Here is a 13,064-nt window from a genome sequence, read left to right as displayed (position 1 = left end):
TGAGGGTATGCGTGGATCGGTGCGCCGGCGTCCGCAGGATCCGGCCTGGCGAGACCTGGCCGGTTTCATCGGGGGCACTACCACGCTGAAGTGCCCTTTGGAAGGGGGCCGTAGGGTCGGCGCCACACGACCCCGACGTCGACAAGGCGTCACATTCAAACACCTCGACGAACGCAAATCAGCCGATGCCAATCAGTCTGCTCGCGCCCAACGCCTTCCGAAAACATCGGCAACGACTCCCGGAGAAATCAACACAGTTACACCACCCCGCTCCACCCCGAAACGGGTAGCCGTGCCATGCGGGCCTTCGCCCTCCAGGGCTCGACTCCTGAGGCACCGGAGCCCCTCAGGGCGCCCAGGCGCGCGTCCTCACCGTCGGCCCGGCTCCGTTCCGGTGGGCGGAAGACCGTCATGACGAGCGGCACCGACATCGGCGCCGATGCCCCGTTGCCGGGCCACGGTCGGGGCGGCCTGGCCGGTGCTCAGTGGCGGCCGGTCATCGCTGGTCGGGCTCCAGGAACTCCTCAGCCCCTCAAGTTCGAACAGGTCGAACCAGGCCATACCGAAGGGCAGCGGGCCCAGGTCGTCCGCGGTCCGCTCGGCGGCGAACACCGCGGCCGTGTGCGTCGTCTCGGCCAGGCTCGCCTGGGCGATGAAGTCGCCGTCGGGCAGAGACCACTGGAGCTTCCGACTCCGGGGCAGGTCGGGTGGGCGGTCGGCAAGGTGGTCAGCGAGTTCGACAGGCTGCGGCCGGGATCGGCGTCTGGGCCTTTGTCTTTATGCCTGGAGCTCGGCCTTGTAGTGGAACTCTTCGTTTTGACCACGGACACCGAGGAGTTTCACCGTGGCATCGGTGGTGAGTTTGCCGTCGGTGAACCAGTCTTTGGTCTTGATGTTGGGCAAGTTCACGCCTGCACCGCTTGATTCTCCGGGCAGGCGGAAGAGCACTGCGGTGTAGCCGTTGGACTTGGTCGGCGGGTAGGGCAGGAAGGCGGTGACGGGGGCGGGGCCGGTCGCTGTGCGGTCCTTGCCTTCGAGGTTGACGGTGAACTTCTTGTGGGAGGTGCCGTCTCTGCGGTAGTCGTCGATGGTGAGGAGGATCTTGTCACCGCCGCCCCACGCTTCCTTGTTGTAGTTGGCGGTCTCGGACATGGTCGCGGGGGTGCTGTCCAGTTCCTTCACGACATAGCCGATGATCGAGTACTCCTCCATGTTGTGCGGCGTGCCGAAGTAGTCGGTGAGTTTTCCGTCGCCGAGGAGGGACTTGATGATCGATGGGTCTCCGCCCTGGGAGAGGACTTGAACTTCGGAGGTGTTGAGGATGTTTTTATAGTGCTTCTTGACGTCCGTGTCGATGGTGGCGCCCCATCCGTTGTAGCTGGCGGACAGAGCGGCGTTGATCTCGGTCTCGGAGGCGCTGGAGGTCATGGTGAACAGCAGGATGCGGCCGTAGACGACGCTGGCGATCATCACGGGCGGGTTCTCGGTCCCGATGTACCGATTATTGATCAGGTGGGCGAGGCGATTGTTGGTGAGCTTGTCGCTGAACAGGCTGTTGACGCTGTCCCACGAGGCGGTGGCACTGTATGCCTGCTCGCACAGGTAGACCACCAGGGTGTTGTGGGTCTCCTTGCGGTTGGCCTCGACATTGAGCTTCCCGGCGAACCCGCCGTAGGTACCGGACAGCCCGAGCGACAGCGAGGCCTCCATGCTGCTGTATGCCTCGGTCCTGCGGAAGTAGATGTTCGGCGAGGTGTTCTTCTTGCCCGTGACGGTCTTCTTGATCGCGTCCAGGACGTTGTCGTAGGCAGGGGCGGGGACCTTGACCGAGGGGCCCGAGCCGATGGCGCTGATCACGATCGGCAGTTCGGCGCGTTCCTCGGGTTCGATCGAGCAGAACAGCAGGCTGCCGTCCTTGACGATGCCCTGCGACTGGACGACGGAGCCGGGCCAGATCCGGTCGGCGTCCTTCCCGGAGGTCAGGATGTCCTCGGGCTTCTTGGACATCGTGAACGGCTGGGTGACGCGCTTGACGCCCTTGACGGTCTCGACCTTCTTCTCCCCCGTGGGCGTCTTCGGCCGCTCCTCCTGCGGGGCGACCTGTTTGAACCGCTTCCACACGTTCCGCACGTAGTCGTCGAGGTCGGCCTTGGCCTCCGGATCGCCGGTGCCCAGCACCGAGTTCGCCAGCCGCTCGCCGCCGGAGGTGGCGACCAGCACGTAGTCGCCGATGCCCGGGGGCTCCGTGCCGGCCGGCAGGACCAGCTCGGTGAGGACGGTCTGCTCGTCGACGACCCGGGCGCTGCCGTCGTCGCGCAGGCGCACCAGCTGGAAGCGGTCCGCTCCGTCGACCTTCCACTCCACGAACGACGTGCCGTCCTCACGCGCGATGAGCCACGCGGGAGCCAGATCCTCGTCCACCAGCCACACCTGCGCGCCGGGCCCTTCCTCGTCCTGCCGCGGTGGCGTAGCCGTGTTCTCGTCAGCTGTCATGGCAACCTTCTCGGATCGCGCCCGGCGACCCGCCGGCCGCCGAGCCCCGGTTCTTGTCGCATCGCGCCTGGCGGCCGAGCACCACAGGAACCGGTCGACGGCTGCCCGGACGGCGCGGGGACAAGGGGACGGACCGGGCGGACAAGAGGACCGGAGTTGCAGACCGCACCACCAGCCCAGCACGCCCGGCGCCACCCGACACGACCGCCGCTCCACGGTTGGGCCATATGCCCCGGCCGGTTGGTCCACCCGGCCGACGTGCATTCCTTCGCCCCGCCGCCCGGGAACTTCACGGGCCCCGCCCCCCACGGGCTCTCCCCGCTGCCCCCGGCCTTCCCCGCCGACTGCGGCCCGGGAGGACCCGCCGCCGGGGGCATGCTCACCGGTGCCTTGATCGCGAAGATGCTGCGGCCGCACTCGGACCTGCACGCCTGGAGACTTGCTGAAGTCCTGCGCGCCTACCCCACCTGCACCCCCGAAGCGCAGGCTTCCTCAAAGCCTTGAGAAGACCCTTCGCGGCGCTCATGGCCGAAAACACTCTCCTCAATCCCTTCACACAGGCCATTGAATGCCCGTGGCCAACACTGATCCCTCATCAGCGCATCAGTGCACTCTTCACGTTTGGGAGACACCCCATGAGACGACTCCGCACCGCGGGTCTGGCACTTCTCGGCGCGACACTCGTCGCCTCCGTCGCCGCGAGCCCGGCCCAGGCGTCGCCGGGCGAGACCCGCACGGTGTGCGCCGACTCGATGACCCCGGACGGCTGGGTCGACGTGAACTGGGGCACCAGCGCCTCGTGCCGCGTGATGAGCGGCTCGAACATCAAGATGATCAAGCAACTGGACGGCCTCCCCGTCGGCACCCAGGTCAACGCCTGCGCCAGCGCGCAACCGCCGAAGGGCTGGACCAAGGTCCAGACCTACTACAGCGGCGGCTGCGTGGTCTTCGTCAACTCCTCCTTCACGCCGAACGCCTGGCTGTTGCAGAAGACCTCCTGACCGGAGGGGACGGCACCAGCCGTGCCCACCCCTGATCCGGCAATCCCTCCCCGGCCCCATGCCGGCCCCAACGGCGTGATCACCCTCCCGCTATGCGACCCGCCGGGCGCCCCTGGTGCCGCAGGCAATGTCCGCCCTGCCGGCGACGGCACGTAGACACCGGTCGTCGGCATGGCGGTTTCGTGTTCGGCGTGGCCGGTGCCGCCGGGGGTGAAGCAGCGCAGGACGGTGAACCGGACCTCGATACGGTTCAGCCAGGAGCCGCCGGCCGGGTTCATGTGATCTCGACGTTGCGCACCACAGCCCCGGTGCCGACTCACCGGCATTTCATCAGGGGAACCCGGCCCGTATATCGACCGAGGAAGCACTGCCGATGATCCTCGGCTTCGACTCCGGCGGGCGTACGTCCGGCCAGTCCGTCCCGGCACAGGGCACAGGCCGTGGCGTGGCCGCCGCGGCCATCGTGTTGGCCGCGGCGGCCGGACTGCGGGTCTTCGCCACCAGCCGCTACAAGGGCAAGCTCAAGCGGGCGGTCGAGCCGGGGCCGAGGGCGCCTTCGAGACGGATACACGGCTGCCGCACCGGGTCGATGCCGTCGTCGATTCCGTCGGCGCCGCCACCTGTTCCCGCTCACTCAGGTCGCTCAAACCGGGCGGCACTCTGGTGATCTGCGGTACGACCAGCGGGACGAACCCACCCGTCATCCGATTGACCCCCAGCCTCCCGGCGACGGCGTCCACCGAGAGCACAAGCGGGATCAGCCTGCTCCCACCTATAGGTGCAGCAGACCGCCGAACCGCTCCGAAATCATCACCGACGGCAGCCCTGGGACGGAAAACAACTCACGTGGTGATGCCGAGACTCACGGCCAGCTCACTAGGTGAGCGCGTGCAAGGGCAGACTGTCGGGTGCACTTTGGTGAGGAACCCGTACACCACTTCCGAGGACACAACCGGCCTCTACCAGCGGCACTTGGTGCCACCGGAGAAGTTTTCAACGAGAGTTGTCATGGGTACTCGGCTGCGCCGATAGGCGTGCCGGCGCGGGCGCCGACCCTCTGAACAGGACGCTTTACCCCGAGGATGGTGAGTCTTCGGCCACCTGGCCGGACGTGCCCATGACGTGCCCGGACCGTCCTATACCTTCGCCTTCGGCAAACCGTTCGTGGCCGAAGCCGCCGACGGACGCAGCGTGCGCTCTCCCCCCTTTTTTTGGTCTTCCGTCGAGGAGCAGGTCAGGTATGGATGTCGTCGCAGCGCGTGGACCTGTCGTGTTGGCCTCGTCGAAGGAGCTGGACTTCGGGGGAGTGCGTCGGGTGCTGCGCGCGACCGAGATAGAGCCCGGGATCGCCGTCTCCCCCTTGCGCTCGGTGGATTTCGGTTATGAGTGGGGGCTTCTCGCCGGCGCGATGGAAGAGCACGAGCGCGCGCTGGGCCGGAAACTCCTCGTCGCGCCACGCCTTCCGTGGGCCAGCGGGGACCACCCCGGCCAGGACGGCTTCATCGGCTACGTGATGCGCCTGATCGACTCGCTCAAGCAGAAGCCCCTGGGAAAACAGCTCCTGGAGGACATCGGGAAACTACCGCCCGTGCCCAACGCCTACACCCCGGACGAACCGTTCGACTTCGCCAAGCTCGCGGAGGGCTGGGCACGCAGCAAACGATTCGGACACAACGAACAGGTCCTCGAAGCGCCACCGGTCAACGGCAAGCCGGGCCCGACAGCGGCGTGCGGATACTGATCCTCAACGGGGGTCCCGATCTGCGGAACACATGGGTATTGGGTGGCAACGAACTCAACTCGGGTGACGGCAAAGGCGCATGGGCGGTCATCTCCTTCCCATGGGGGAGGGTCCTCCAAGCCGAAGGATTCCTTCTGCGCCCGGACATCCTGCTCAACCGGGCGGTGGGAATTCTGTCCGGATCCGCGGACGACCGGCCCGCGGAGATCCCGGTCTCGTGGAAGCCGTGGGAGTACCACACGGTGCGTACGACGGTGTCGGAGGCCATGGCGCTGGGCGCGGAGGTCCCCTTGCGGTACATCCAGTCCGGCTCGGCATCTGACTGACCGACACCTGGTGCGCACCACCGCAAACCCCCTGACCGGGAGGACTTCCGCCATGACGCACACGACACCGCCCGCACCGCTGCTCACCTACGCATGCCTGACGACCCCGCATGAGCCGCACCCCAGCCCCCCACCCGTCGGGGAACTGCTGCTGACACGGGTGCAGTTGGTCGTATCCAACCCCCGCCCTGACCCGGTCCGATGCGGCCGCATCACGATCAACCTGCCGGTCGGGTCCGGGGGCAACGACCTGACCGCGCCAGGTGTGGGCATCACCACCATCGCAAGTCCGCACACCTGGTCCGTCGTCGCGGTCCAGGAGAATGTCCTGGTCGCCGTTCCCCAGCACGGCACTGCCGTGTTCCCGCCGTCCGAGCACGGCCGGGACGACGTGCCGACCGCGAGTCTCACCATTGAGCTGAACGGCATCAAGGTCAGCCGGGAGGAGGGCATAGCCTGGCTGGTGATCACCGAGAGCAGTGGAACGGCCGACACGGAAGCGGAACGTACGTCGGAGTTGCCCATCGGCAAGGTCGCCCCCCTCGCCGGCCGGGATTCACGCGCCCGCAGCGGTCCCGGCGCGGCCGAGGAACCGGCGGAGCAGACACCTCCGGTCAACCTGTGGGCCTCGGCCGAGGCCGATACCAGGCCCGTGACGCTCGTCAAGTCCGGCACCCGGGTCCTGCTGCGCCGGGAGGGGCCGACAGCGCAGCACACGCTGTACTCCGACGAGCACCCGGACGGAACGCCGATCACCTTTCCCCACTTGACGGGCGGAGTGACCCGTGACGCCTCGTTCGTCGTGCGGACTGTCGCGGGCGGCATCGAACGCTTCGACACGCTCACCGTGACCGTCGAGGACCCGACCCTGCCCGGCCTGCGTGTGGACACCTTCGATGACGCTGGTGGTCTCACCGTTCCGGCGGGCGTCACCTGTACCGGAGCCGTCACCGTGACCGGGCGGCTCGATGCCCGGCAGACGTGCACGGTCGCCGGCGCCGTGACCGCGACCGGCTCCGCCACCACATCGTCGCTGGCGGCAGGTTCGATCACGGCGAGCAAGCCGGGATCGAAGGTCAGCGCCGCGAGCTTGACCGTCCATGGGGCTCTGGAGAGCAAGGACACTCTGACCGCGAACCGTGGCATCGTGCGCATCTTCGGCACTCCCGTGGTGACCAACGGCCTGACGGTCAACGGTGTCGCCGCCACGGACGGATTCTTCATGGGCGGCGGCCCGACATGGTCCCTCACCGTGGACAGCTCGGAGATCGACCCCCGCGACGTCGGGAGGAACGGATCCAACACGGCCGTGCCCGTCCACAAATGCCAAGGCTATTCCGGAAGTACCGGAGACCAGAACAAGGAGGCATGCTTCACGTTCATGCCCTTTGGCACGCGGGCTTGCCGTTCTCCCGTTCAGGCCGTGCGCGCGGCCAGCGGGGGGCCTGCGAGACCATGCTTCCGCGGTGGGGGACGGGGGCGCCCGGCACGTGAGGCGGGCGCCGGACGTGGGGTTCCGTACTGGGGCTCTTTCGCCGCGACGTACGTTTCACCCCCACGATGCCGGCCGGGTGTGTGCCCCGGCCGTTGCAGTCCCCGTCGACGCCGTCCGCGGCGGAGGCAGCAGGGCATCTCATGCTCGGGCACCTGCACGTGGTGGCGGTCGTCGGGTCCACCGCGACCGTTTTCGGGGTCCATCGCCCGCAACAGCGACCTGCCCGCGCTTCTGCCGCCTGAGCAGCCGGGCGCGCCCTCAGCCGACGAAGCGCCACCTCCCCCGTCAGACCACCGCGTCCGCTCGGACCGCAGTCGAGGCGGTTTCCAGCTGATGGGGCTCGACTCTTGAGGCACCGGAGTTCCTCAGAGCACCAGCCTCAGTACCCTAGGGTCATCACCCTGAGTAATCCACACTTCAGCTGACAATCCGTCAGTAAAGTCGACATCAGTACCGCCACAGACCGCTACCGACCGCCAGAGCCCGCCAAGATCAACCATTCCCTTCACAGCCTAACCGTCCGTCACCGAAGGAGCCTGCCGTGAAGATGCTCATCAACGTCCCCGAGACCGTCGTCACCGACGCCCTGCGGGGCATGGCCGTCGCCCATCCCGAGCTGACCGTCGACGTCGAGGGGCGGGTCGTGGTGCGGCGGGACGCGCCTGTGGCGGGGAAGGTGGGGCTGGTGTCCGGGGGTGGGTCGGGGCACGAGCCGTTGCACGCCGGGTTCGTGGGGGCCGGGATGCTGGACGCCGCCTGCCCCGGGGAGGTGTTCACCTCGCCCGTGCCCGATCAGATGGTGCGCGCCGCCGCCGCGGTCGACAGCGGCAAGGGGGTGCTCTTCATCGTGAAGAACTACACCGGTGACGTCCTCAACTTCAACATGGCCGCCGAGCTGGCCGAGGACGAGGGCATCCGGATCGCCAGCGTGCTCGTCAACGACGACGTGGCCGTCACCGACAGCCTCTACACGGCCGGCCGCCGGGGCACCGGCGCCACCCTCTTCGTGGAGAAGATCGCGGGCGCCGCGGCCGAGGAGGGCGCGCCCCTGGAGCGGGTGGAGGCCCTCGCGCGGCGGGTGAACGAGTCGTCGCGCAGCTTCGGCGTGGCGCTCGCCGCCTGTACGACGCCCGCCAAGGGCAGCCCGACCTTCGATCTGCCCGCCGGGGAGCTGGAGCTGGGCGTCGGCATCCACGGTGAGCCGGGCCGGGAGCGGCGCGCCATGATGACGTCCGGCGAGATCGCGGACTACGCCGTCGACGCCGTCCTCTCCGACCTGCGGCCCACCGGTCCGGTGTTGGCCCTGGTGAACGGCGCGGGCGGGACGCCGCTGCTGGAGCTGTACGGGTTCACGGCCGAAGTGCACCGTGTGCTGCGGGAGCGCGGGGTCCCGGTCGCCCGGACCCTCGTCGGGAACTATGTGACCTCCCTCGACATGGCCGGGGCCTCAGTGACGCTGTGCCAGGTGGACGAGGAGCTGCTCCGGCTGTGGGACGCGCCGGTGGAGACCGCCGGGCTGCGCTGGGGGCGCTGACCCGGCGGCGTCGTCCCCTGGCCCTGGTGACCTCGTCCCCGTCCCGTCCCCGGCAGCATCGCCCCTCGGCAGCCTCGCCCCCGGCTTCTCACTCCTCCAGCACGATCCTCCCCAGCAGCGTCGTCGTCAGCCCGAAGTAGTCCGCGTGGATCAGCCGCCGGTTCACCGGCAGGGCGGTGCCGCCCGCCGTCACCGTCCCCGTGGCCGTCGCCGGGTCGGTCAGGTACGTCTCGTACTCCTCGACGAGCAGCCGGTAGCGGGACAGCTGGGGCAGGTGCGGTGGCGGTGGGGTGAGGTCGCCGGTCCAGGCGAAGCCGGTGCCGCGCGGGACGCAGGTGAGTTCGGTGACGGAGTCGGTGGTCACCCAGTCCAGCTCGCCCGCGGTGAGGCCGCGGCTCTGCACCGAGGCGACGATCCGGCGGCTCGCCGCCATGCCCGGCCGGCCGGGGCCGACGCGCCTGCCGACGGCGTCGAGGGCTGCGGGACCGCCGAGGTCGAGGTGGATCCGGCCGTCGGTCGTCATGGACGCGGCGATCTCGCGGTCGGGCATCAGCTGGGCGAACTCCGCCGTGACGATCTTGGAGAGGTGGAGCGGGGCGACGGAGTACGGCTGGTAGCGGGCGAGGGCCAGCCGCAGGTACGGGAAGTAGGCCGTGGCGGTGGGGCCGGCGCCGAGGTCCACGTCGACGTCGCAGAACCACAGCCGTTGCCGCTCGTCAAAGGCCGGCTCGTACGCCACGACCTTCACCGCCGCGGTCGTGCCGGCGACCGTCTCCGCCGTGACCACGTCGGCGACCGTGAGCGCGGCGCCCGGGAACATCTCGGCGGTGAGCCGGGGCAGTGTGGTCGGGTCGGCCCAGACCGGGTCGACACCGCACAGGCTGACCATCTCGTCCGGCAGCTTGGGGTCGGTGACCCGGCCCGGGTCGAGGACGACGGCGAGGAGTTCGTCGTCGCCGGAGGAGAACCAGGGGCGGTCCAGATAGACGCGGAAGCCCGCGTGGCGGCGTACCCGGGTGACGCGGTGCGCCGCGTGGTCGACGGAGCGCTCCCAGCGGAAGGTGGGCACGAGGTGGCGCACTACGGGCGGTTCGGGCCGCCGTGAGCTGAGGACGGGCCAGCCCCGGCCGGACTCCCCCGTGCTGTCCGGGCCCTTGCGGGTGATCAGCGCGGGCTGTGCGGTGAGCACCGGGTGGAAGTACTCGCGGAAACGGGTGGTGGCGGTGGGGGTGTAGGTGACGTTGCGGTGCCGGGTATCACGGAACTCGTGCCGGATGTCCCGCAGCGGAAGGGTGTCCTGCCCCCGTCCCACGGTGGTCGTCCCGACGTGCGCGTGACCGGTGACGCGCTGGGGCGCCGCCTCCAGGACGTCGTCGGACCATTCGGTCCAGGTGGCGTCGATGTCGACCTGACCGGTGCTGCGGGAGTGCGACCGCACCTCGCCGCGGAGTCCGGCGAAGGTGTCCTCGGCGGCGCGGACGAAACGGAGCTCGCCCAGCTTGGGCGGCTCCAGGGGCTTCTCCACGGCGTGCACCAGGGTGAGCTCCGTCCAGGGGGTGAGCATCCAGTTCTCACCGTCGGCGGAGGCGGCCGTCAGCTCGTCCTTCTTCTGCTGCGGCAGCGTGACCGGGTCGTTCCACAGCGCGGAGGCGGTGAGCAGCTGCCAGTTGCGGAAGAGTTCGAGGTCGGCGGGGGCGAGGCGGCAGCTCACCCGGACGGTCGCGAACTCGGCCTTGGGCAGGAAGACGGTGAGCTCCCGGTTGAACGGCCCTCCCCACCGGGGTGGCCCGTCCCCCTCCACGATCTTCAGCCGGAGCGGTTTGGCCTGCGGCCAGGGGCCGGGGAACTCGTACGTCTCGTTGGGGTCGGCGCCGGGTAGCCCGCGCAGGGACACGCCGCGCGCCAGGACGTCGGGCAGGTAGGGCAGCAGCAGTTGGTCCGCGGTGTGCAGGACGTACTCCCCCGGCTTCAGGCCGTCGCCCCGGGCGACGGGGAGCTCGGTGAGCGGTTCGGTGTCCCGTACGTTGTGTTTGGCGACGCGGATCTGGCCGAACGCCTTGAGGTCATGGGTGACCTCGGGGTTCTCCGCGAGCCGGACCACGGTGTCGAGGTAGCTGCCCGCCTCGCGGCGCGCCGCGGAGAAGAAGCGGCGGCGCACGGCGTCGGGCTTCCCGGGCCCGAAGACGTCGTCGTACGCGCCGTGCTGCTCGGCCGCTTGGAGCGAGGACTTCGGCGGTGAGAGGTGCCGTTCGTCGAAGGAGCGGTAGCGCCGGTCCAGGCCGTCGACGGCCGACTCCTTCTCGTGGTCGGGGACCTTGCCGTTCCGGTCGCGCGCCCAGGCGTCCGGCGTCATCGGCCCGCCGTCGTCGTCGACGGTCGAGCGGATCACCATGCGGGGTTCCGACTCGCCCTCCAAGAAGGGCCACTTCGGTACGAGCGCCGGGGGCGGCACCGGCTCCCAGCGGCCGTACGTGACCGGTGCCGTGGCCCGTACGTCGGCGATCTGCGCCGCCGGCCCCAGGCTGTTGCCGGCCAGGTCGACCAGCCGGGCGCGCAGCCGGTACGTACGCCCGTAGCGCAGGGCCGGCAGGGTGCCGGGGGTGGGCCGGAACCTGGTGTCCAGCGGGAAGGCGGGGTCGATCTCCGGGGCGGGGGCCTGGGGCCGGTTGTCGGCACCGAGGGTCAGGCCCGGCGGCGGGGCGGCCAGGGACCAGCCGTGGTAGCCGAACAGGGCCTGGTGCACATAGAGCTCGTCGGGCTTGAGCTTGTCCTCGGTGACGGCGCTCGCCTTGACGTGCCCCTCGTCGGGGCCCACCGCCAGGACGACCGGGGGCTGACCGGCCCGTCTGACGGCATAGGCGCCGGTACGGGCGCACAGCGGGCGCCAGGCGGTGACACGGCCGGTGGCGTCGTCGACGAGCCCCACGTCGACGCGGTAGCCGCGGAGCAGGTGGGAGGCGTCCAGGACGGCGGCGGGCAGCGCGGCGCCGCCTGCGTCGACGCCGGCCACGTGCCGGGCGTCGTCCTCCATCTGGCGGGCGAGCGCCGCGTCGTGGGCCTCGCGGAGAACGGTGAGACCGGCGCCGTGGAGGGCGGGCGGCGCGGTGCTGTCGGGGGCGGTGGAGCCCTCGGGGTCGCTGATCCCGGCGAGGGTCTGTTCGACGACGCGGGCGAACTCGACGTACTTGATCGCCGCGCCGTCGACGTCGAGGTCGGTGACGCGCACGTCCGGGGCGCCGAGCGCCAGGGTGCGGCGGCCGTACGTGCCGTCGTCCTCCGCGTACGGCTCGAAGCGCTGGCCCGGGACGTGGCGCAGCTTCGTCCACGGGCGCAGGCTCTCGTCGTTGTTGAGCCCGCCCTGGGCGGCGGTGAAGACGACGCGCGCCTGCCACTGGTCGAGGGCGCCGGGCGGCGGGGTGACGAGCAGGTCGACGGCGAGGCCGAAGCGGCGGAGCAGCTCGGGGTAGTCGGCGAGGAGCGAGCAGGCGCCGTGGAAGTCGAGGTCCGGCCGCTCGGGAGGGGCGGGCGGGGCGTCCGGGGCGCCCGGCGCCGGGGGTGCGGCGGGGCGGTCGTAGAAGCGGTAGAGCTCGGCGAAGTAGAGCATGGGGCCGCCGCGCCGATAGAGCTCCTCGTCCCGCCTCATGTGCTTGGGGCGGTAGGGGTTCTCGGGGGCGGCGGGGATGCCGCCGCCGGTCCGGCCCTCGATGAGGTCGTCGAGCTGGGGGTAGCTCTTGCCCACGGCCTTCGCGAGGGTCCGGATGGGCTTGGTGAGGGGGGTGAGGAGGTCGTCGAGGCCGGGGTGGTCCCAGGTGGGTGGGGCGGCGGGTGCTTCGGGGGCCGCGGGCCGGGTCGTCGCGCCCCGGCCTTCCGGTCCGCCGGCCGCCGACGCGTCGTCCGTCGGCCCGCCGCCGGCCTGCGGACCGCTGCTGCCGGACGGCCCGCCGTTCGCGTCGGCCGCGCCCTTCCGGCCCGGTCCGCCATTACCGTCCGATCCGCCGTTACCGTTCGACCCACCGTTACCGTTCGATCCGCCGCCCGGGAAGGCCCGGTGGTACGCGGTCGTCGTCACGGCCGTCTCGTACAGCGTGTCGATCTGCTGGTGCACCGCCTGGCCGGGGAACGAGCGCAGGGTCGGCGGCATCCCCCGGGCGAGGGCCGTGGCCGTGGCGGAGGTGGGGTCGCGCACCTTGGTGGCCGGGGGGAAGAGGGCCTTCCAGACGGTGCTGTCGGGTGGGGGGAAACGGCCGGGCTGCGGGGCGGTGGGCACGGTGGTGCTCGCGCCCGTCGGCGGCTTGAACTCCACCTGGAGAGCCGGTACGTAGCGCGCCAGGGTCACCGGCCAGTCCACGAAGCCGCCGAAGGCGCGGAGTTCCGTACCTCCGGTCAGGCGGGGGCTGACCAGCACGGTCAGCCGGAGTTTGCCGTCGGCGGTCACCCCGTCGGGCAGGACGGTCCACCGGATCGTCTCGGGCAT

At 70.2% G+C, this 13,064-nt stretch carries 8 protein-coding genes and 1 pseudogene; 6 read left to right on the top strand and 3 right to left on the bottom strand.

Annotated features, from left to right (window positions below; all coding sequences use genetic code 11):
* Positions 1-369: 369 nt before the first annotated feature.
* Positions 370-612: a hypothetical protein gene (locus tag AF335_RS07850; protein WP_102917540.1), complete on the bottom strand. Its 243-nt coding sequence runs from the start codon at positions 610-612 to the stop codon at positions 370-372.
* Positions 613-777: 165 nt separating this feature from the next.
* Positions 778-2,493, bottom strand: a complete 1,716-nt coding sequence (locus AF335_RS07845; protein ID WP_170127622.1) for a thiol-activated cytolysin family protein — start codon at positions 2,491-2,493, stop codon at positions 778-780.
* Positions 2,494-3,128: 635 nt separating this feature from the next.
* Between AF335_RS07845 and AF335_RS07840 the strand changes: the two genes are divergently transcribed.
* The 6 genes and pseudogenes from AF335_RS07840 (at position 3,129) to dhaK (ending at position 8,590) form a co-directional block, all read left to right on the top strand.
* Positions 3,129-3,494, top strand: coding sequence for a hypothetical protein (locus AF335_RS07840; RefSeq protein WP_102917538.1), 366 nt, complete (start codon positions 3,129-3,131; stop codon positions 3,492-3,494).
* Between the two features lie 385 nt (positions 3,495-3,879).
* Positions 3,880-4,205 (top strand): annotated as a pseudogene (locus AF335_RS35445) (zinc-binding dehydrogenase); the annotation flags it as partial.
* A gap of 559 nt (positions 4,206-4,764) precedes the next feature.
* The gene (locus tag AF335_RS07835) at positions 4,765-5,235 is read left to right on the top strand and encodes a hypothetical protein (protein WP_146045463.1); all 471 of its coding nucleotides are present in this window, start codon (positions 4,765-4,767) and stop codon (positions 5,233-5,235) included.
* On the top strand, positions 5,223-5,561 hold the full coding sequence (locus AF335_RS07830) for a hypothetical protein (protein WP_228773154.1): 339 nt from the start codon (positions 5,223-5,225) through the stop codon (positions 5,559-5,561). Before AF335_RS07835 ends, AF335_RS07830 begins: the two co-directional genes overlap by 13 nt.
* Positions 5,562-5,613: 52 nt before the next feature.
* A complete protein-coding gene (locus AF335_RS07825) occupies positions 5,614-7,407 on the top strand; it encodes a hypothetical protein (protein ID WP_146045462.1) in 1,794 nt (597 codons plus the stop codon).
* A gap of 190 nt (positions 7,408-7,597) precedes the next feature.
* Positions 7,598-8,590 carry a dihydroxyacetone kinase subunit DhaK gene (gene dhaK / locus AF335_RS07820; RefSeq protein WP_102917535.1) on the top strand — a complete coding sequence of 331 codons (993 nt, stop codon included), beginning with the start codon at positions 7,598-7,600 and terminating at the stop codon, positions 8,588-8,590.
* A gap of 88 nt (positions 8,591-8,678) precedes the next feature.
* Here dhaK and AF335_RS07815 read toward each other — a convergent pair whose 3' ends face one another.
* Positions 8,679-13,064, bottom strand: a complete 4,386-nt coding sequence (locus AF335_RS07815) for a hypothetical protein (RefSeq protein WP_102917534.1) — start codon at positions 13,062-13,064, stop codon at positions 8,679-8,681.

It is taken from the genome of Streptomyces eurocidicus (assembly GCF_002891295.1).
GTDB lineage: Bacteria > Actinomycetota > Actinomycetes > Streptomycetales > Streptomycetaceae > Streptomyces > Streptomyces eurocidicus.
Note: the sequence above shows the minus strand (reverse complement) of the source record. Positions and strands in the feature narration are given on the sequence as shown.

Bases quoted from the DNA above. Each gene is read 5' to 3' on its own strand.
- AF335_RS07845 (WP_170127622.1), bottom strand. From the start codon at position 2,493: ATGACAGCTGACGAGAACACGGCTACGCCACCGCGGCAGGACGAGGAA.
- AF335_RS07840 (WP_102917538.1), top strand. From the start codon at position 3,129: ATGAGACGACTCCGCACCGCGGGTCTGGCACTTCTCGGCGCGACACTC.
- AF335_RS07825 (WP_146045462.1), top strand. From the start codon at position 5,614: ATGACGCACACGACACCGCCCGCACCGCTGCTCACCTACGCATGCCTG.
- AF335_RS07815 (WP_102917534.1), bottom strand. From the start codon at position 13,064: ATGCCCGAGACGATCCGGTGGACCGTCCTGCCCGACGGGGTGACCGCC.